Source organism: Gilliamella apis (genome assembly GCF_002142155.1).
Classification (GTDB): domain Bacteria; phylum Pseudomonadota; class Gammaproteobacteria; order Enterobacterales; family Orbaceae; genus Gilliamella; species Gilliamella apis.
In genome coordinates, this window is record NZ_NASD01000021.1 from 25,507 (window position 1) to 45,561 (window position 20,055).

Here is a 20,055-nt window from a genome sequence, read left to right on the forward strand (position 1 = left end):
TACTACTCCATTAATATCAGTGAAAATGCCATTCCAGGATTATGATTCATAACTTTAATCTCTCCGTGGATCTGACTAGCTAACTGCTTGGCAATCGTCAAACCGATTCCTGTACCCGAAACTCCTTCAGTTATCGATGAATTGACTCGATAAAATGGTTCAAAAATCTGTTTTAATAGATGGCTGGCAATACCATCTCCATAATCACGAACAGTAATTGTTACCAGTTTTCCTTTTCTGGTCAAAGATAAATCAATTCGTTTACCATTAAAAGCATATTTCTCGGCATTGCTCAAAAAGTTATTGAGAATTTGCATGACACTATCTTCATCAGTATCAACTATACAATCATTTTCAAGAGTAGTGATGTTCAGTTGTAATGATTTAGCCTCTAAAATAGGTTTAAAAGTTTGATATATCTGTTTAATTAGTATGGTTAAATTTACTTGTTTTATATTTAAACGACTTGGCTTATTAAAAGTTAAAACATTTTGCACCAATCGAGTTAATCGTTTACTTTCAGCACGAATTATGTGCAAATATTCAGGAACAGGTGTCGGCTCATCTTCTAAATATTCGGATAACATTTCAGAATATAGTGTAATATTGGTCAAAGGGGTTTTAAATTCATGTGATACTTGACCAACAAAACTCACCTGCTGTTTTGCTAAACGCAAAGTTCGGCTATATTCTCGATAGGCATAGCAAATAAGTCCAAGCAGAACAATAAGGAATAAGCCAATAACACCTGCACCTAGCAGATATAAATTAACTAAATTTGGAGAGGGATAATAATAAGTTAAATGCCAATTTTGCAAGGGATAATCAAAGACAATCGAAATTTCATTATCAAATTTTTCACCATTGCTATAAATTTGTTTATCGCCATCAGATAATCTAAAATTATCAGCAAAAACTTGTTTATCTAATAAATTGATAGTGTCAAATGAAAATTTTATATTGGAAAGTTCAAAACCAATAATATTATCCGATTGGATTGTCCAATAAATTAAGTGGTTATACATTTGATACCAACCAGAGCTTGGTTGAAACTGTTCAGTATGATCTTGTTGATGGAGCAAAACAGAATTATCTAAAGCAATTGATTCAACTAATTTATGCCATTGAGAATCATCAAAATCACTTAAAAATAAAATCCTATTTTTGTTGATGATAAAAATATTTTTAATATCAGCTTCTGTACCTAATAAATATTCAGCTTTAGCATAGTTGTTATCAATTTGTAATGCCAAACGACTAAGATAAGAAACTCGCTGATTTAACAACGATTCAATCGATAATTTGATATTATTCATATGACTTTTAGCGAGTAAGGTTTCATTATTTTCTCGTAATAAAACCTCATGTTCAACGCTTCGCCAACCTAAATAACTTATAAATGTCATTAATATCAATAAAGATAAAATCGTTGTTAATTTCTTCATAACTATTTTTTAATTACATTACTTTTTGAGTCAAACTGTTGTTGAGTTATTATTTTACGAGAAACATTTCTATTCTGATTTTTAACGGCATCGGCCATAATATTATTTTTCTCAATTTGGCCATTTAATCTCGCTTTTGACGAAGGTGATACGATTATGTCTGAAAATGATGCAAGTCTACTGCTATTTTCTATAAGCATCATTTCTGCTTGCTCTTGCATACCTTGATCATAGAGCTCTAATGCTTTTTCATTGGCAATTGTCACTTTTTGAATTTCTGACTCTGCTAAGACATCTTGGATTATTGAATCCTCGACCAATTTTTGATTATTGGTATACGCAATGTTAACCGATTGAGTTTGATGTTCAATCTTATTTACCAATAAATTATCATACTTCAAATCAACTTGAGCTAAAGTTTTATTTTGACCCACTTTACCTTCATCAGGTATCACTTCTAACAATACATACTTTTCTTGGTTTGAAAACAATTGATTCATTTTAACCGTGATTTGATTCTCTTTGATCACGCCATCTCGACCGAGTAAACGCACAGGTTTAACACCATCTTTCAATTGAATAGTAATCACAACGTCTTGAGCAATAGTTGACATTACATCAGTAAATTCGTGAACAAACACATTTTCGAGATCGGCAGAATTATTTACAAATACATGATTTCCATCACTATAACTTGCGATCGATGACATTAATAATTCATTATAATCAGAACCAATCCCCATAGTGGTAATAGCAATATTCTTTTTCGCGGCAATAATAGCCAATTCAGATAGCTCATTTACTGAGCTTGGACCAACATTAGCTTGACCATCAGATAGCAAAATAATACGATTAACTTTATCTTTTGTCAGTTGGTTTTCAACTTGCTTAATACCTTTACTTAAGCCAGCAAATAAAGCTGTTCCTCCACCGGCAAAAACATTTTTATTAATTAATTGTATAATTTTTTGTTTATTTTTCACTTTGGTTGCAGGCACAATCACTTTTGCTTCATTATCATAAGCAACAATAGATAGCGTATCTTCTTCATTCAATAAATTAACCGCAAAAATAGCTGCTTCTCTCGCTCTTTCGATGCGCTCTCCACCCATTGAACCTGATTTATCAATAACAATCGCTAAATTAATAGGAACGCGTTTATTGGTATCAATTTTTTGGCCTGATAATGAGACTTTTAAGTAATTTTTTTCTGGATGGCCTTCCATTATAACTGGTGAAGACAATTCTGAACGAACTTGAATTTGTTTCACCCCACTGTTTTGTTCTGCATAGCTTAATAAGCTACAAATAGAAAGCCCCAACATGGCAAATATTTTAATAAATTTCATAGTGTTTCCCTTCCTGTATAAAGTTTATTCAATTATTCACCAATTGCCAAATAAACTGTCTAATTAATGTATTTAATTGTAGAAATTTGTAAAAAGTAAAATCATAACCGAGATAAAATTATCGTTTAAAAATATGTCTATTCGTACTTAAACTAACCAATCTCTAGATTTTACGGTGTGTTAACTGTTTGTTTATTGCCAGTCAAAACCGCATAGGTATATAATAAAATATTATTTGCTCTTAAAGAGAATAGTTAGAGAACATTTAATATGACTCAATCAAAACTTGAACTTATCAGAAATAGTATTATTACTATACCTAATTATCCTAAACAAGGGATTTTATTTCGGGATATTACCAGTTTATTAGAAGACCCAATCGCCTTCAGAACATCAATCGATCTTTTAATTGAGCATTATAAAGATAAAAAAATCGATAAAGTTGTTGGTACCGAAGCGCGTGGTTTTATTTTTGCCGCCCCTCTTGCTTTAGCCTTAGGTGTTGGTTTTGTGCCTGTTAGAAAACCGAATAAGTTACCGCGTCACGTTTATAGAGAAGAATATCAACTCGAATATGGTACCGATACTTTAGAAATGCATTGTGATGCCATAAAACCTAATGAGCGAGTATTGATTATTGACGATCTACTAGCAACAGGAGGGACCGTTGCAGCAACCGCTAAATTAATTCAAAAAGCGGGAGGGATCGCTGAAGATGCCGCTTTTGTCATCAATTTACCTGATTTACAGGGTAAAACCAAATTAACCGCTATGGGAATCAACTGCTATACGTTAGTCGATTTTGCTGGTGAATAATCTTTATATTATCGGGCGATAATTCGCCCTACTTCTAATCTCATATTAGCGATGCTTATTTTAAATATAAACAATTAATTGTTGTTGCTCACCATTTATAAATTCCTCTCAATATTTCTGATCAAGAAAATAGCATAAAAATGCATATTACAAATCTATAAGCTAATCAAAAAGCTTGATTTTGTTTTTTTAATGAATTATTATTCAAAATTACTGCATAATTATTACAAGGAATTTATAAGATGAAAAAATTTAGTCATATCATTGCTAGAACACCGGCGAAATCATTAATTAATGGCTTAACGTCAGCTAATCTAGGCAAACCTGACTATCAAAAAGCGCTCGATCAACATAACAGCTACATTCGAGCATTACAACAATGTGATGTCGATATCACCATTCTGCCAGCCAGTGAAGAATTTCCTGATTCAGTTTTTGTTGAAGATGTTGCCCTTTGTACACCTCATTGCGTAATCATTACTAGACCAGGAGCCGAATCTCGTCGAGCTGAAACAGAACTAATTACTGAGGCTGTTAGTCGTTTTTATCCAAATAAAGTTGAATATATTAAGGCACCAGGCACCGTAGAAGCGGGTGACATCATGATGGTTGAAAATCACTTTTACATTGGTCTTTCCGCTCGAACCAATCAAGAAGGTGCAAACCAAATGATTGCAATATTGCAAAAATACGGTTTAACTGGTTCGGTCGTCACTTTAGAAAAAGTATTACACTTAAAAACGGGACTTGCCTATTTGGAACACAATAACTTATTAGCTGCAGGTGAATTTATTACTAAGCCAGAATTTCAACATCTCAATATCATTGAAATCCCTGAACAAGAAAGTTATGCCGCTAACTGTATATGGGTCAATGAACGAGTGATAATGCCGGCTGGTTATCCTATTACTAAAGCCAAAATTGAAGCACTCGGTTATCAGGTCATTGAAGTTGATACTTCAGAATATCGCAAAATTGATGGTGGAGTAAGCTGTATGTCATTGCGATTTTAATTTAAAAAACCACAAAAATTAAACCAACTAAATAAGAAAACAATATGAATACACCAGTAAGAAAAAAGCTTGGCATACTTCCTCTCACATTACTGGTGGTGGGAAGTATTGTCGGTAGTGGTATTTTTAGCCTACCACAAAATATGGCTGAAGGCGCCGGTGCTGGTGCGATACTTATCGCCTGGGCCGTAACATTATTCGGCATGTTTATGCTGACACGAATATTTCAATATCTTTCTATTCGGTTTTATAAAATTAATGAAGGTTTATATGGTTATGTTCGTGAAGGATTTGGGGATTATATCGGTTTTAATGCCGCGTGGGGTTATTGGATATCAGCTTGGATGTCTTGTACTAGCTATTTAGTTATCTTATTTAGTGCATTAGGCTCTTTTGATTGTTTTGCATTTTTTGGTAATGGTACGACAATTCCTGCCGTTATTGCCGGACTTATCCTTTTATGGATTATGCACTTTTTTGTCATTAACGGAATTTACCAAGCATTTTTACTTAATTGCCTAGTAACGCTAGCTAAAATTGTACCTATCGGTTTATTTATCGTTTGTGTTGTTTTAGCCTTTAAAGTTTCAACTTTTAACACTGATTTTTGGGGAACACCACAATTAGGTTCAATCATTGATCAGGTAAAATATACTATGCTATATACAGTATGGGTTTATTTGGGGATTGAAAGTGCTACTGTCTATGCTGCACGAGCGAAAAATATAATCAGTATAAGTCGAGCCACCTTTTTTGGTTTTGCCATTACAAGTCTTTTATTAGTTTGTGTTTCTGTTCTTTCATTAGGCATTGTGCCACAACATGAACTCGCACAAATGAAAAATCCGTCAATGGCACTAGTAATTGAACATGTCGTTGGTAGTTGGGGGGCCACATTTATTAATATTGGTTTGATAGTTTCTGTAAGTGGAGGATTATTGTCTTGGTTAATGTTAGCTGCAGAAATGCTATTTTTAGCCGGTCAAGGTAAACAACATACTGTCCCTAGCTGTTTTGGTAAACTTAATAAAAACAGTACACCAGCCAATGCTTTGTGGTTAACGACCAGCTTAATTAGCTTGTTGATTATACTTGCTCATTTTTATGAATCAGGTTATAACACGCTGATTCAATTATCAACATCTATGGTGCTTATCCCATATCTACTTTCAGCACTGTTTATGTTTAAATTAGCAATACATCAACCTAGAAAATACCTAATTTTCATCGGCGCATTTGGTTCGCTATATGGACTTTGGTTAATCTATGCTGGCGGCATATCATATTTGCTACTATCAATGATCTTATATAGTTTTGGGCTGCTGTTTTATCTTTATGCTAGAAAGCAAAGACAATTGTCAGCATTTAGCTATTTACATGATAAAATCTATGCCATAGCTATAGTGGTACTAGCCATTATTGCCATTATTTACTTTTATATCATTCCTAATTAATCAACGAACTAGGCGTTATTTTCGAAATAGATAAAAATCGGCCAACAATTGTCTAAATTGTTGGGAATAACGCCCTTCTTCATCTCGCATACACAGTGATTGGCATTCAATATTAGCATGCTGATTAAATGAAAATGCCATCAATACTAATGAATAGTCTTTATTGGCTGTATATTTAACTTGCAGTTCATGACACAAATATAATTGATTTGACGTAGTCAATTGCTTAAATTGCTCGGCAAGATGATAAGGTAAAACCAAACAAAACAACCCTTGCGGATTTAATAATCGTTTTACTACATCAATAAGTTGTTGATAGTTGAGACTTTCAGTATAACGGGCTAACTGCCTCTCTGAACTTCTACACTCTACAGCTGACTGAAAATAAGGAGGATTAGTGACAATTAAATCATAATACCCTCGTTCAGTGGTTTTAAATTGATTTACATCGATATTTAATGGCTTAATATTTTTAAAGCCTGCATTTAAGCTATTCTCTCGACATTGCAATACCGCTTGCATATCAATATCAATCGCATCAATTTGACATGTTTGATGTTCTAAACGTTGAGCCAACATTAAAGCAATTACACCACATCCGGTACCAATATCTAAGACATGTTGTACATCGGATTTAATTGGTACCCATGCGCCTAATAAACAACTATCCGTTGTCACCTTCATTGGACTTTTGTCGTGAGCAACAAAAAAACGTTTAAAGGTAAAACCACCTTGTTTTAATGGTAATTGATTATTTGCCATGCTTAAATTTTCTAAATAATGGTTTATTCGATGCAATTGCATCAGCCCAGCGAGTTGGTTCAGGCAATCGATAACCTCGTAAACACTGTTTTACCCAATGTAATGCGCTAGTTTGGCTAATTTTGTGCCCTGCGGAAATAAATAACGGATTACAGTTATTTTTACTCTGCAAAACCCAACCAATTTGTTCATGTTTATCAAGCAAAGGGGTTACGTTACCCGCTTGTTTTGTTTGCTCTTGATATTGCCCACATAATTTGCTTTTTGCAACGCCAATAGTTGGCATATCTAACAATAAACCAAGATGGCTAGCGATACCTAATCGTCTTGGATGAGCAACTCCCTGCCCATCAACTAATAACAAATCGGGCTTTTGCTTTAACTGTTGCCATGCATTGAGCAAAGCAGGATACTCACGAAAAGACAAATAACCCGGAATATAGGGAAAGCTCGTATCCAATCGAGCAATATGATACTCAACTACATCAAAATCGGGAAAAGTCAATGTCACTATCGCTGCACGCGTTACCGAGCCATCTTGCTCAAACCCAACATCAGTACCACCAATTAGTTTTATTGTTGGATTAAAATTATCCACCAAGCTTACCTGCTCGGCTAATTGTTGTTGTGAAAGTTTTAATTGTGCTAAATTGATAGACATTTCAATTTTGCTCAGTATTATGAGTTACAATAAAACGATTTTACCAGAATTAGTATGCCTTATACATTAACAAATCCTAGCCAATTAACCGAAGAGATAAAAAAAAGCCGCTTTATTGTCAATGCAGCTCCAATTACTAATGCTCAGCAAGCAACCGAGTTTATCGACAACATCAGTGATCCAAATGCAACACATAACTGTTGGGCATGGAAAATTGGTCAACAGTATCGCTTTAATGATGATGGTGAACCAACCAGCACCGCCGGCCGCCCTATTCTATCGGCCATTGAAGGTCAAGATTGTGATCAGGTGGTAGTGGTGGTCACCCGCTACTTTGGTGGCATCAAATTAGGCACAGGCGGACTCATTCGGGCTTACGGTGGTTCGGCTAGTCACTGCTTACAACAAGCAGAATTAATCGAACTTATTGCTAGAACATCATTACAATTTCATTGCTATTACAATGAATGGCCAATTATTGAAAACCGCTTAAAAGAACTAGATGCAGTCATTGAACAACAAAATTTTGATGCTGAAGGTGTAACTGTCATTATTGCTATAACACAAGATAATGTAGTCATACTTAAAAAAAATATTAGCGATATTACTCGCGGTAGAGTGATTATCAAGACTTAAAACACCTGTGTAAATATCCATCCAAATACAGCAAAAAAATTGGTAGAAATTGTAGAATGCGTATTTTAATTATAAAACAAACGGTTATAATTAGAGTGTTCCCTATACACATAGGGATAAACCGGTTTTTAGTCGTGAATATTGGTCGGGAACACCTGTGTTCCCTATACACATAGGGATAAACCGGGAAAGGGCGAGAATGAAGAAATCACTGAGCCGTGTTCCCTATACACATAGGGATAAACCGCCTGCCATTTATGATTCCTTGCTATTTTCTATGTGTTCCCTATACACATAGGGATAAACCGTATATCTCAATCCAACACAAATTTTTGTTGTGGTGTTCCCTATACACATAGGGATAAACCGTCTTAAAACCAGAAGATGAAGTAGATTTTATTCTGCCTGGTTATATGCCTATCGTGTGGTCACGTTTTTATGCCAGTGATCTGCACTATGAAAGTATGCTAGGTAAAGGTTGGATACTACCTTATGAGCAGCACCTTTACCAAGAAAACAACATCCTTTACCACGTTGATAATCAGGGAAGAACGCTACCTTTTGAAATTATCGAAGAAGGCCAAAAAATCTATCTTGCTGATGAACAAATTTTTTTGATTCGTACCGAAGGTGGTCATTATGCCATCCAGACCTTAAATGACCAATTCTATTATTTTGGAGAGGTGTTCGATAATGGTGAAAAAGCTTACCTACAACGCATAGAAGATAAGTTTGGTCACTATATCCACTTTAACTATGACAATGACCAACTGACCGATATAACAGCAACAGGTGGTATTAGGCTACACCTACATTACCGACATCCCAAAGGTAAAGTTACTGAAATAGTGCGTATTATTGATAACCAAGCTGTTGAAACAATGGTGCAATATCGCTATAACCATGATGGGCAACTGATTGCTGTTATTAATCGTAATGGTGATACCACACGTTTATTTGACTATCAAGATGGTCTTATGGTGCAACATCAAAACGGTTTAGGCTTTAGCTGTAACTACCGTTGGCAAACCTTAGATAACCAGCCCAGAGTTATCGAGCACTGGACAAGTGATGGCGAACATTATCATTTTGACTACGATTTAAAAAATCGTTCAACACGGATTACAGATGCGTTAAAACGCCAATCAGAGATCCGTTATGATGAACGCTACCAGATGACCTATTGTCGAGATTTTGGAGGGGAAGCGTATCAACTCGAGTATGATGATAATGGCAACCTTATCACCTATATCCTACCCAATGACAATAAAATCAGCCTTAAATATGATGAACTCTCACGTCTTATTGAAGAGACAGACCCACTAGGTAGAAAAGTAAGCTACGCCTACCATCAAGCGACCGATTTACAAACACAAATTACCTTTCCAGATAATAGCTGCTGGCAAGCTGAATATGATGATAAAGGTTGCATCATTAGCCAAACAGATCAGCTAGGCAATACAACCTACTATTACCCAACAGAGGATGGTGTACCTTACGCTATTGTCGATGCCCTAGAGAACCGTAACACTATTCTATGGAATGAATTGGGACAAGTACAACGTTATACCGACTGCTCCAATAAAGTCACCGAATATCAATATGACGAAAATCTCCACCTGACCAGTAGAACCAATGCGATAGGTGAAAAAATTCGGCTGTTACGCAAACCACAAGGTGAAGTTACCCATATTATTCATGCCGATGGTATACAGGAAAGCTTCACCTACAATGCTATGGGCCAACTACTAAGCCATACCGATGGTAAAGGTCAAACGGTTTATCTATCGAGAAATCCTAGAGGGTTGCTCACCAAACGCTTTGACCCTAAAGACCAAACCATTATTTACCAATATGACGTAGTCCAGCGTCTGACCTCACTCTTTAATGAAAACAACGAAGCCTATCGTTTTAGCTATGATGATAGTGATAGACTAACTGAAGAAGTGAGTATTGATGGGATTAGCAAAAGATACAGCTATAACCCTGATGGCTACCTAACCGCTATTACAGAAATGGGCATTGATCAACATCTTAAAACTACTGAGCGAATAACCTTTCTTGAAAGAAATAAAGCGGGTCTTTTATTAACAAAAACCACCGAAGATGCTGTTTATCACTACCAATATACCCAAGCTGAACAGTTAACACAGATTGACCGTAAGCCCACAGCTAAAGGTAAAACACTCGGTATCATTGAAGACAAAGTCAACTTTAGTTATGATCTAAAAGGACGTTTACTTCAAGAAGAAAACCTACAAGGTCACTTAGCGTATCTATATGATGCGCTAGATAACCTCACCTCTTTGACCTTACCTGATGGCAAGCAGTTTATTCATCAATACTATGGCAGTGGTCATCTGCATCAAATTAGCTTAGATCAACTTATTATCAGCGATTTTGAGCGCGATGACCTGCACCGTGAAATATTAAGAACCCAAGGTCATTTAACCAGTCGTTTTGGCTACGATGCACAAGGTCGTAAACACTGGCAATATGCCTCCCAAAAACCACTAGAAGAGCTGACCACTCTAACCAACACACAGCAACTGCCCATAGATAGACAACTCAAAAGCCGTGATAATGTCCTCTTTAGGCAGTATCACTATGACCCCGCTGGCGAACTCACAACCCTGCTTGATAAAGCCAGAGGTAAAACAGACTATGGCTATGCAGAAAATGGTCAACTGCAAAGCGTCACTAGCCCCATTCAACAAGAACATTTCACCAGTGATGCTGCGGGTAACTTCTTACCTGCACAAGTTTTACCTTCCAAACGATTTGCTTTACACAATCGCATTACCGACTATGGCGATATCCATCTTAACTATGATGCATGGGGCAATGTCGTTGAAAAATCCATTGGTCTTACCAAACACCAAACATTCAGCTACGATTGTGAAAACCGCCTAATTAAAGCTCAGACCTATGACAATGGCAAACTTATCTTGGAAAGCACCTACCAATATGATTGCTTGGGACGTAGGATAAAAAAACAAATTGATGACCTTCAACGTAAACAAAAAACACAAACTCAATTTCTCTGGCAAGGACTAAGACTACTGCAAGAACAAACACCACACAAACAAATCACCTATATCTATGAACCTAATAGCTATATACCTTTAGCTAGAGTAGATAAAGTAAATAGCCAACAAGAGATTTACTACTACCATACAGACCAAATAGGAACACCGCTAGAGCTAACGAATCAACGAGGCAGCATTGTATGGCAGGCTAACTACAAAGCATGGGGTGAGGTAGAAAGTTTACGCATCAATGAAATAGAGCAAAACCTCAGATACCAAGGCCAATACTTTGATGAAGAAACAGAACTTCACTATAATACTTTTAGGTATTATGATCCGCAGGTAGGTAGATTTACTACTCAAGATCCTATAGGATTATTGGGCGGATTTAACTTGTATAGTTATACCATCAATCCTACAGGGTGGGTTGATCCTTGGGGATGGTGTGGTAATAACCAGCCATGGAAGACTATAGTAGAGGACGAGAAAGTTGTTGCACAAGCAGGAAAACTCAATCCCCAACAGCTTAGAGCATACGAAGAAGCAAAAGATATTTTAGCTCAAGGAAAACCTGGTAGAAACCAGCATGTACTAACAGGAGATAGAAAAGGAACTTCAGCTATTGATTTGGTTGGGTCAGGAAAGGGCCGAGGAAGAATGAGAGTCATTTTTTCAGAAACCAAAGATGGCGCAATAAATATACATGAGATTGTTGATTATCATTAATGAGAGATAAAAATGAAAAAAACCACATGGAACTATCGTGTAATGAATAGTCATTTGAATGGGTTAGGGATATATGAGGTCTATTATGATGAAGATGGAAATATAAACTACTTTAGTAATAATGTGGTTTCACCTAGAGGTGATTCTTTAGAAGAATTAAAAAAAGATTTAGTACTTTATATGGAAGCCTTGGAAAGGCCTATCTTAAATTATGACAAACTTATAGAACAGTTCGTGAAATAGCAAAATGAAAAAAGCAAATGAATTTAATAAAATTCAAAACTTTGATGATGTCATTATTAAACTTCATCACAAGGGGCTCTCAATCATAGACTCTATAAAATTTTTAAAAAATCATTATGGATTAACTTTGAAAGAAGCAAAAGAAATAGTAGATAAAAGTCCAGTATGGACAGATATAGTCGAACATAGTAATAAATTAATTGATAATTTTTTAGATAAGTGTGAAAAAAACAATAATTAAGTGATAGATTTGATATTTCCATACACAAGCCAACCTGTATTAGTTGGGATGAACTTTAGCCCACATAAGCTATTAAACTTTATCCATTAATGAAATAGTACATGTTAGACGTTGATCGGCTTGAGAAACATATATCTGACGCATTAGGAATCCCATTACATGAACTTTGGCCTTCTCGTTATGTTCGGGGAAAAAGGTAAGGAGTAAGTTTAAGGCTGCATTAAGCGCTATTTTGTTTTTTTATTTTTTGAACTGGTAATAAATTGATAGCGGCTTTTTTGCCAATCAATCCACTGGCTTAAAGCATCAAGTTGCATGATGTTTATTTGTTTTAAAAAATTTTTACGCCAATAAATTAAAGTCCGTTTTGAAACACCTAATTGTCGATCAATTCCAGCATGACTTATCCCTTCACTTATAAGGTCTATGTAGGGAAGCCATAAGTCTATAAAGTGCATTTTATGAAATGGGGTATTTGTTAATGGATTAAACGACTTATTACAATGCGTACATATAAATTGGGGACGATCAGGATTGATGATAGGGCTAATCAATCTTGGGCATTTTTTATGACAATGCGGGCATGTGTTCCCTATACACATAGGGATAAACCAGAATCAATTTCAATTTCATCAATAAATAAATCGTGTTCCCTATACACATAGGGATAAACCGAAGGTATCGATTTAATCGACCAGATTTTACCGGTGTTCCCCTATACACATAGGGATAAACCGGAACTTTTCGCGTCAAATTTTGTTCTATCTCCGTGTTCCCTATACACATAGGGCTATTGAGTTCCCTGTGTGTACAGGAATTAACTTCAAATTCAAACAAACCACCTTCTGGCGGTTTTTTATTGCCCAGAATTCCTAAATAACTTACTATTGCCAAAAAAGGAGATGGCATGAAAAGAATTACTTTATTTGGGATAGCTTGTTTTGCTTTGTATGGTTGCGGTAACGATAGTGATGGGCAAAAGGTCACTGAGGAGATGTTACTTGGTGAGTGGAACTGCAAAGTTAGCTCGCAAGAAGCAGAATCAAGGAATGGTAAGTTACAAGATTTTGGTGATCCAGAGTTCGAGGAAAATAAATACATTTTTACCAAAAAAGATGGAAAGCTTTTTGTAAGTTTATCTTTATATAAAGAAGATTTAATGCCTTTTAATCTAGAGGATATTTACAAAAGACCTGAGTATACGGAATATGATAGACAAAGAACTCAAAAGATTAAATACCTATCAAAAGATAGTTTTAGTCTAAACGGTACATATACAATCATCGATAAAAACAACAAACCAACTAGCAAATTTAAAGAAGAATATGTTTGTGATCGTATTAAAGAATAAGACGTTTGTTTTCTAGTGAAATTTAACTATTTTTGACCAGCAAAGCTAAATATTACTGGTCAAAAAATTGCTAAAATAGAGTTAAATCTTCGGTTCAATTATTTAAATACAACTAAATCTTTATAAGATTCATTAACAGCACTGATTAACGACCTCACTTGCGTATCACCATCAATAAAAATGTAAACATTATCTAATCGAGGATAATATTGCTTGAAAAATTTTCCACTTTTGGTACCTGCTGGACAAAAATGAAAGACAAGTACATCCTCGCTACAGCATATTGCCATAAAATCATCCCAATAAAAAATTCCTTCCATATCGATCGATTTGATATAAATACCTTCTTCGAAATAAGCACAATAACATTCAACAGGCCATTCAACATTTTTATAAAGTATCTTAGTCAAACGTATTTCTAAATATACATTGAAATAATAATTTACAAGATAGATTAAAATCCCTATATCAATCAATGGAATTAGAACCGAATACTCACCAATTTTGCGGGCCAAAGAAGGAGATGATAAACTTATGATGTACGTTACTATAATAGCTAGGATAAAGGCTATAATCATACCAACGAAAACAATTATTGTCTTTTTAGGGAAATACATACGACGAATTATTTGGGGAATTTTTGCAAAAAGCTCTGCTCGTGATTCAAACCTAATTGTACGCTCAAACAAAAAATGCGATTGTTTAGGATCGAAAGCATAATAAGGTTTTTTTATTCGTTGTTTCATTGATATTCCTAACATTATTCATCTAATGATAAACATAATTATTATAGAACATAATGATTGGATGTAAATTACCTCTTATATTTTGACTTATCGCATATAGATATTCCCCGATTATTTTATGCTATCCTATACCCTCAAAATATTTATTGTTAGTTAATGATGTGTAAAAATTATTAAGAGTCTTAATGTAATTCTATTTATCTTTCAACTCATATACTGTACCGTCACCCCAAGTACCAATATAATAGCTACCATTATGATAAGCTAACGCTACTGCTCCAGATAAATTGCCAACTAAGGTCGATACTTTTTTAGTTTTTACATCAATTTGTCGAACCATTCCAGCACCATTATCAATAACGGCAGCAATATTTGGTGCAACTGTGACAATACCAACTCCGGGACGGTTAAAATCCGAACCTAACTCAGTTTTATTACCATTAGGGCTGATCATGGTTAAACGACCACTGTATTGTGAAACAACTAAACTATTATCAGCTAATTGAGTAACACCAACTGGTGTTGTTAATCCACGAGCAATAATACTTTTTTGCTTGGTTTTAAGATCAAGAGAAACTATTTCACCTGTTGAACGATTAGTAATAAGTAATTGACCTTGATTAGAAAAAGCGATACCGGTAGGAGTATGATAACCATCAGATATTTTTTCTGATTTACCATTACTATCAATTTTTACAATGTAATCATCTCCATATGATGAAACATAAACATTATCTTCTCCATCAATAACGATACCTGCTGGTGAAGATATACCTGAATAAAAAGTCTCTGTTTCACCATTTGATTTGACTCTCGTAACTGAGTTACCTGACCAATTGGTTACATACATTAATCCCTTACTATCAAACGCAATGCCTGTTGGTGCACTAAAGCTTGAAGAAATTTTAGTTAAATCAGCCATACAGAATGCTCCATAAAAACAACAAAATATAAATAGTGAAAATTGTAACAATCTTTTTTTCATGATGAGTCTCCTTATTAATAAATACCTACAATTTTATTTTCTATGATTACTTTTGATAAGTTGAATGCCAACTAACGCTAAAATTAGATTAACTATTGCCAACACAACACAAATAACTATCACGCCATTCCAAGCCATATTTTGATAAACGATGCCTAATAAATAAGTACCAATACTGCCTCCGGCCAAACAAGAAAGTAAATATAAAGATGAAATTGCACCGCGCGAGTTAATTGGCACAATTTTGTTAAGCATAGCAATAACTAATGGCTGAAGACCAAATACAAATAAAAACAAACTAAAAATACCTAAGCCAATAATAAATAAACTTGAGCTATAGCCAATAGTCACAACCGATGCACCTATAGCTAGCAAATAAATAATTAAAAGATAGCGTTCATTTAAAACCTGCAATAATTTACTGGTAATTATGGTACCAATAACCGCGCTGAGACCGGCAAAATTAAGCCATCCCAAAACTGTTGCAGATAAAGAGAAAGGTGCACTTTTTAGATAAAATGTGAGTAATGAAGATAATCCTAAGTAAACAAAGAAGAGTACAAAACCGACAGATAAAAATATAATCACAGTTTTATCAAACAGTAATTTAATTGCCGCTAAATAAGTACCAAGTACACTGGTGGTTGAAGATTGATGACTCGATTGTTTTATACTAAAAGGAACAAAAAGACATACTATGGTTATCAAACCGGCATATATGGCGAAGGCAACTTGCCAAGACCAAAAATCTGTCAACATTGCAATCACACTTCGGCTAAAAATAATGCCAACAATCGAAGCTGAGATCATAATTCCCATTGCTTGGGATAATTTATGATTCGGTGTGTTTTTAGCCGTATAAGCGAATAATGCAGCAGGAACAGCTGCGGCAAAAAAGCCGATTAATGACATGATAACTAAATACAAATTAAAATTATCAATAATCACCGATAAAAGTAGGCAACAAACCGCCCCAATACTTCCGATTAGAACAAGTAATTTTGTTGAGACTTTATCTGATAGCGGACCATAAATAAAAAACGAAATAGCATAAAAAAAGCAAGATAAACTAAACACATTTCTGGCAGCTAAAATATCAATATGATAAGTTTGAGAGATCTCTTGAAAGATAAGTTGGCTGATATAAACCGAGCCAACTAACAGCACGATTAATAATGCTGACAGCACTATACTGGATTTTATTTGTACAGGTTCTTCTTTAGATATTGAATCCATAAACGAAATACTAATTAAAAATTGATTAAAGTTAAGAAAGGTTAGCTAACAAAATAAGAATAGAGAAATACATATTTTGTTATACGAAATTCGTATTGCAGAAAAATCACATAAACAAATGCAAAAAATAAAGTTCTCATTCATAATAATAGTCTGAATTGAAATAGATAAATTACACAACCATTTGCAAGCCAGTAAAATAGTTTATTAAGGATAATAAAATTTATGGATATCTATAGCAAAAGATTACCAACAATTAAGCAATTACAATATTTTATTGCTGTTTGTGAAGAACTCAGTTTTACTGGTGCAGCTGAAAAACTAGGTATTAGTCAACCACCTCTTTCAACACAAATTAAAAATTTGGAAGATACTTTACAAAACACACTTTTTTTAAGAAATTCACACAATGTTGTATTAACCAAAGAAGGTGAAATATTAAAATCAAAAGTAACCCAATTATTAAATGATCTTTGCAATATCACTAAATCAACTAAAACAAATACTCTTGAAAAAGTCACGATAGGGACAACAAAAACTCTATCATTTGACTATATTCCTTATTTCAAATTATTTTTGTCAGAGTTTAGAGATGAAACTAAAATATATAAACATAACTACACATCAAAAGAACTACTGCTTGAATTACAAAAAGGCAATATCGATTTTGCAATTGTCTCCGATTATCCAACTAGAGATTTTAGTGAAAACTCATTACTCATTTATCAAGAACCAGTAACATTAGTATTACCGGCAAGTCATCCATGTAGTCAACAAAACAAAGTAAATCTAAATGATGTAACTGATTTGCCGCTGTTTTGGTTTAAACAGCAGGTTAATCCTTTTTTTTACGATCAATGTGAACAAGTATTCAATAAACTAGCCCATCCACTATCTCGTCGAGCCGAACTTGCTGATAATTTATCTATGCTACTAGAGGTTGCATTAGGTAAGGCGATGATGCTTCTACCACAATCTATGGCGCAAGCTAAAGTTGATGGAGTTACCTATAAAAAATTGATCTCAAATCAAGATAAAAAATTAAAAATAAATATTTATCTGATTTGGCGTAAAGATTTAAAAATCACCGCAGTTAATCAGGCGATAATAAATTATTTTAAGCGCGGTTAAACTATAGAATGGCTTTATTAGGATCGCAAAAAACACCTCTCCTCAAAATTTTCATTTTTTAATATATTGGTGTTTACCGTAATTTACGTTGTAAACTTTCAATAAAGTTTTCGATAACAATATTGTTATCATAACCACGTTGCCAATTTCTTAAAAACATGACTTGTTTCGGATTTAAATAGATATGCTTGCCTTTATTTTCTACGCTTCGCTCATTTGAAAATAAATATGCAGAAGCTAAATGTGAATCTGATTGTTGAGCAGTGATATTTTTATTTAGATTATTATTAGTTTGAGCAAAAAACTGCTTAAACCAGTTATCATAATCAGCTAAGTCATATTCACCGGTTAATTGATAACCCCATGCTGTTTTGTGGATATTTTTAAAATAAAAATGCAAATTCCGTTTTGGAAAAGCACAATAAACAAATTGATATTGTTGTAATTTTCCAATTGTATATGCTGATATTTTAAAATTATGTTGCAATATTTGGGTAACAATAAAAGCCGATTGATTATAGATTCGTAAAAAAGAACCTTCATCAATTAGGCTTAAAAAACCTTGTCTTTGACTAACTTTTAATTTCTCTTTAATGTTAATGTTCATTTTTTGTTCGTAAATTCCTCGGCGTGATAACGCTTAACGCGCTATCACGCCGGTGACTTGGTGACTTTCTTTTTCATACTTTAGTCTTCATGATTTATTCAATACTTTTTATAATTATAAAGTTATAGCCATCAAAAGAAGTGACTAATTAAGCAAAATCACCATAATAAAAAGCATTGATTCCATCTTATTTTTGGCTTCTACTTGCAAACTAGAAAATTAGGAGCATTGACATCTTCAGCATCTACTCCAACTAATCCTGTCGAGATACTCACATCGACATGCTGTCCATAATCACTGCCATAATAACGATCTTTAGTCCAATATCTATCTCTATCATCCTCCCAATTAGAGTTCGGATAAGATTGCTGAACGGTATACCCCCATTCAGGCAAAAGCCCCTCACCAATTGCTCGTGTATAACCATTGACGATTTTAAAACTTCCACTAAGTTTGTATTCAGGTGCATTTGTTAATTCTTTATAAGAAAGCATTCTATCTTCTGTACATATATTGATAGCATCCATCCAATGACTCCAAAATCCTTTAATTGGTTTTGCCCATACACTAGTAGGATTAAAGGTATAATCATGTTTTATAGTTGAATCTCTCTTTAATATTGCACGGACAGTTACATTTCCACTGGGTTTACCATTTAAAGTGACATAACCTTTCTCATCGACTTCAACTTTTCCTCCTGGGTTATTTGGAATTGTAAAAGTATAATCACTCGCTGCACCTGTTAGTACTAACTGAAATTTGGCACCATCAAACCCCGTTGTAGGAAATTTTTTACCGCCAGATAAAGTAGGCTCAGTTTTAAATCCCCAATTAGGCACATAATCTGAATTATATCCACCACCAGCTAGAGTTCTAACCGTATAATTAGGGTCATTCCATCTAAGAAAATTAGAAGATAGGTCAAAGCTTAACCATTGATGCTCTGGATTTTTTTCTATAGCATAAGGTTTTGCATAGCATAACTTTGATATTGCAGTGATTTTGTATACTTTTTTTATTGTTACCAAATCACTATGTCTTGGAATACCATATTGTGAAAAAGTCTGTATTTGATTGCTGATCTCTAACATTAATGGCATTGAATAACCACTACCACAGCCAATTATCTGATTATCTCTAGGCATTATTTTATTACCATTAGCATCAAACCATTGCCAAATAGTTGTAGTTATTAAAAATGGTTGGAAAGGATCGATACCATCACCATCTATATCTTGATAATTAATTTGATTGTCTAATTCTTGATAATCAAATTTTTTTACGACAAATTGGGAGAAAGTTAAATCACCATCAAACTCTTTAATTTCTTCTTTTATATTACCTGTTGTTTCACTATAAAATACGTTATTTACAGTAAAACCGTACTTATCTGCCACTATTTGTTTATTAACCACCTTGGGACTATTTCCCTGTATAACATTGATAGTGAAACTGCTTAAGCCATAAGTACAAGGTACTATAGTTGGATATAAGAAAATAATAAGTAACTTGAATTTTAAAAAATGCTGGAAAGAATAGGATAATAAGTTAGATGCCCGATGCCCGATGCCCGATGCCCGATGCCCGATGCCCGATGCCCGATGCCCGATGCCCGATGCCCGAT

General features: G+C 34.4%; 18 protein-coding genes, 2 pseudogenes and 1 CRISPR repeat array. Of the genes and pseudogenes, 11 read left to right on the forward strand and 9 right to left on the reverse strand.

What is annotated here, in order from left to right; genetic code table 11:
- Window positions 1-2: 2 nt before the first annotated feature.
- The gene (locus B6C84_RS11490; RefSeq protein ID WP_133052282.1) at window positions 3-1,445 is read right to left on the reverse strand and encodes a sensor histidine kinase; all 1,443 of its coding nucleotides are present in this window, start codon (window positions 1,443-1,445) and stop codon (window positions 3-5) included.
- A 2-nt stretch (window positions 1,446-1,447) separates the two neighbouring features.
- On the reverse strand, window positions 1,448-2,794 hold the full coding sequence (locus tag B6C84_RS09445) for a vWA domain-containing protein (RefSeq protein WP_086320680.1): 1,347 nt from the start codon (window positions 2,792-2,794) through the stop codon (window positions 1,448-1,450).
- A 270-nt stretch (window positions 2,795-3,064) separates the two neighbouring features.
- Here B6C84_RS09445 and apt point away from each other — a divergent pair, with 270 nt between their 5' ends.
- The 3 genes from apt (at window position 3,065) to B6C84_RS09460 (ending at window position 6,077) form a co-directional block, all read left to right on the forward strand.
- A complete protein-coding gene (gene apt, locus B6C84_RS09450; RefSeq protein ID WP_086320681.1) occupies window positions 3,065-3,610 on the forward strand; it encodes an adenine phosphoribosyltransferase in 546 nt (181 codons plus the stop codon).
- A 242-nt stretch (window positions 3,611-3,852) separates the two neighbouring features.
- Window positions 3,853-4,623, forward strand: a complete 771-nt coding sequence (gene ddaH / locus B6C84_RS09455; RefSeq protein WP_086320682.1) for a dimethylargininase — start codon at window positions 3,853-3,855, stop codon at window positions 4,621-4,623.
- Window positions 4,624-4,667: 44 nt separating this feature from the next.
- On the forward strand, window positions 4,668-6,077 hold the full coding sequence (locus B6C84_RS09460; protein ID WP_086320683.1) for a basic amino acid/polyamine antiporter: 1,410 nt from the start codon (window positions 4,668-4,670) through the stop codon (window positions 6,075-6,077).
- Between the two features lie 15 nt (window positions 6,078-6,092).
- Here the strand turns inward: B6C84_RS09460 and B6C84_RS09465 are convergent, their stop codons facing one another.
- Window positions 6,093-6,839 carry a tRNA1(Val) (adenine(37)-N6)-methyltransferase gene (locus B6C84_RS09465; protein ID WP_165754915.1) on the reverse strand — a complete coding sequence of 249 codons (747 nt, stop codon included), beginning with the start codon at window positions 6,837-6,839 and terminating at the stop codon, window positions 6,093-6,095.
- A complete protein-coding gene (nfi, locus tag B6C84_RS09470; RefSeq protein ID WP_165601671.1) occupies window positions 6,829-7,494 on the reverse strand; it encodes a deoxyribonuclease V in 666 nt (221 codons plus the stop codon). Before nfi ends, B6C84_RS09465 begins: the two co-directional genes overlap by 11 nt.
- Before the next feature lie 60 nt (window positions 7,495-7,554).
- Here nfi and B6C84_RS09475 point away from each other — a divergent pair, with 60 nt between their 5' ends.
- The 7 genes and pseudogenes from B6C84_RS09475 (at window position 7,555) to B6C84_RS09515 (ending at window position 13,726) form a co-directional block, all read left to right on the forward strand.
- The gene (locus tag B6C84_RS09475) at window positions 7,555-8,136 is read left to right on the forward strand and encodes an IMPACT family protein (RefSeq protein ID WP_086320685.1); all 582 of its coding nucleotides are present in this window, start codon (window positions 7,555-7,557) and stop codon (window positions 8,134-8,136) included.
- Between the two features lie 95 nt (window positions 8,137-8,231).
- A CRISPR array of direct repeats spans window positions 8,232-8,505; the repeat unit is 29 nt; unit sequence GTGTTCCCTATACACATAGGGATAAACCG.
- Window positions 8,506-8,528: 23 nt separating this feature from the next.
- Window positions 8,529-8,687 (forward strand): annotated as a pseudogene (locus B6C84_RS11760) (DUF6531 domain-containing protein); the annotation flags it as partial.
- 132 nt (window positions 8,688-8,819) lie between these two features.
- A complete protein-coding gene (locus B6C84_RS11745; RefSeq protein ID WP_483400861.1) occupies window positions 8,820-11,891 on the forward strand; it encodes an RHS repeat-associated core domain-containing protein in 3,072 nt (1,023 codons plus the stop codon).
- Window positions 11,892-11,903: 12 nt separating this feature from the next.
- Window positions 11,904-12,134: a hypothetical protein gene (locus tag B6C84_RS09495; protein WP_086354393.1), complete on the forward strand. Its 231-nt coding sequence runs from the start codon at window positions 11,904-11,906 to the stop codon at window positions 12,132-12,134.
- Window positions 12,135-12,138: 4 nt separating this feature from the next.
- A complete protein-coding gene (locus B6C84_RS09500) occupies window positions 12,139-12,375 on the forward strand; it encodes a hypothetical protein (RefSeq protein ID WP_086354394.1) in 237 nt (78 codons plus the stop codon).
- Window positions 12,376-12,476: 101 nt separating this feature from the next.
- Entirely contained in the window at window positions 12,477-12,575 is a 99-nt protein-coding gene (locus B6C84_RS11865) for a helix-turn-helix domain-containing protein (protein WP_108720923.1), read from the forward strand.
- A gap of 707 nt (window positions 12,576-13,282) precedes the next feature.
- Complete coding sequence (locus B6C84_RS09515; protein ID WP_034902637.1) at window positions 13,283-13,726, forward strand: hypothetical protein; 444 nt, start codon at window positions 13,283-13,285, stop codon at window positions 13,724-13,726.
- 98 nt (window positions 13,727-13,824) lie between these two features.
- Here the strand turns inward: B6C84_RS09515 and B6C84_RS09520 are convergent, their stop codons facing one another.
- From B6C84_RS09520 to B6C84_RS09530, 3 genes are all read right to left on the reverse strand, one after another.
- Window positions 13,825-14,472 carry a hypothetical protein gene (locus B6C84_RS09520; protein ID WP_086320686.1) on the reverse strand — a complete coding sequence of 216 codons (648 nt, stop codon included), beginning with the start codon at window positions 14,470-14,472 and terminating at the stop codon, window positions 13,825-13,827.
- 193 nt (window positions 14,473-14,665) lie between these two features.
- Window positions 14,666-15,457 carry a Vgb family protein gene (locus tag B6C84_RS09525; RefSeq protein ID WP_086320687.1) on the reverse strand — a complete coding sequence of 264 codons (792 nt, stop codon included), beginning with the start codon at window positions 15,455-15,457 and terminating at the stop codon, window positions 14,666-14,668.
- A gap of 33 nt (window positions 15,458-15,490) precedes the next feature.
- Window positions 15,491-16,693 (reverse strand): MFS transporter, encoded by a 1,203-nt coding sequence (locus B6C84_RS09530; RefSeq protein WP_086320688.1) that lies wholly within the window; start codon window positions 16,691-16,693, stop codon window positions 15,491-15,493.
- Between the two features lie 225 nt (window positions 16,694-16,918).
- Between B6C84_RS09530 and B6C84_RS09535 the strand changes: the two genes are divergently transcribed.
- Window positions 16,919-17,824 (forward strand): LysR family transcriptional regulator, encoded by a 906-nt coding sequence (locus tag B6C84_RS09535; protein WP_086320689.1) that lies wholly within the window; start codon window positions 16,919-16,921, stop codon window positions 17,822-17,824.
- A gap of 73 nt (window positions 17,825-17,897) precedes the next feature.
- Here B6C84_RS09535 and B6C84_RS09540 read toward each other — a convergent pair whose 3' ends face one another.
- Both B6C84_RS09540 and B6C84_RS09545 read right to left on the reverse strand, forming a co-directional pair.
- A complete protein-coding gene (locus tag B6C84_RS09540; RefSeq protein ID WP_086320690.1) occupies window positions 17,898-18,431 on the reverse strand; it encodes a hypothetical protein in 534 nt (177 codons plus the stop codon).
- Window positions 18,432-18,631: 200 nt separating this feature from the next.
- Window positions 18,632-20,055 (reverse strand): annotated as a pseudogene (locus B6C84_RS09545) (hypothetical protein); the annotation flags it as partial.

Coding starts and splice junctions, on each gene's coding strand:
- B6C84_RS09525 (WP_086320687.1), bottom strand. CDS start 15,457: ATGAAAAAAAGATTGTTACAATTTTCACTATTTATATTTTGTTGTTTT.
- B6C84_RS09500 (WP_086354394.1), top strand. CDS start 12,139: ATGAAAAAAGCAAATGAATTTAATAAAATTCAAAACTTTGATGATGTC.
- B6C84_RS11865 (WP_108720923.1), top strand. CDS start 12,477: ATGTTAGACGTTGATCGGCTTGAGAAACATATATCTGACGCATTAGGA.
- ddaH (WP_086320682.1), top strand. CDS start 3,853: ATGAAAAAATTTAGTCATATCATTGCTAGAACACCGGCGAAATCATTA.
- B6C84_RS09520 (WP_086320686.1), bottom strand. CDS start 14,472: ATGAAACAACGAATAAAAAAACCTTATTATGCTTTCGATCCTAAACAA.
- B6C84_RS11490 (WP_133052282.1), bottom strand. CDS start 1,445: ATGAAGAAATTAACAACGATTTTATCTTTATTGATATTAATGACATTT.
- B6C84_RS09460 (WP_086320683.1), top strand. CDS start 4,668: ATGAATACACCAGTAAGAAAAAAGCTTGGCATACTTCCTCTCACATTA.
- B6C84_RS09475 (WP_086320685.1), top strand. CDS start 7,555: ATGCCTTATACATTAACAAATCCTAGCCAATTAACCGAAGAGATAAAA.
- B6C84_RS09530 (WP_086320688.1), bottom strand. CDS start 16,693: ATGGATTCAATATCTAAAGAAGAACCTGTACAAATAAAATCCAGTATA.
- B6C84_RS09465 (WP_165754915.1), bottom strand. CDS start 6,839: ATGGCAAATAATCAATTACCATTAAAACAAGGTGGTTTTACCTTTAAA.
- B6C84_RS09535 (WP_086320689.1), top strand. CDS start 16,919: ATGGATATCTATAGCAAAAGATTACCAACAATTAAGCAATTACAATAT.
- apt (WP_086320681.1), top strand. CDS start 3,065: ATGACTCAATCAAAACTTGAACTTATCAGAAATAGTATTATTACTATA.
- B6C84_RS09540 (WP_086320690.1), bottom strand. CDS start 18,431: ATGAACATTAACATTAAAGAGAAATTAAAAGTTAGTCAAAGACAAGGT.
- B6C84_RS09495 (WP_086354393.1), top strand. CDS start 11,904: ATGAAAAAAACCACATGGAACTATCGTGTAATGAATAGTCATTTGAAT.
- B6C84_RS09515 (WP_034902637.1), top strand. CDS start 13,283: ATGAAAAGAATTACTTTATTTGGGATAGCTTGTTTTGCTTTGTATGGT.
- B6C84_RS09445 (WP_086320680.1), bottom strand. CDS start 2,794: ATGAAATTTATTAAAATATTTGCCATGTTGGGGCTTTCTATTTGTAGC.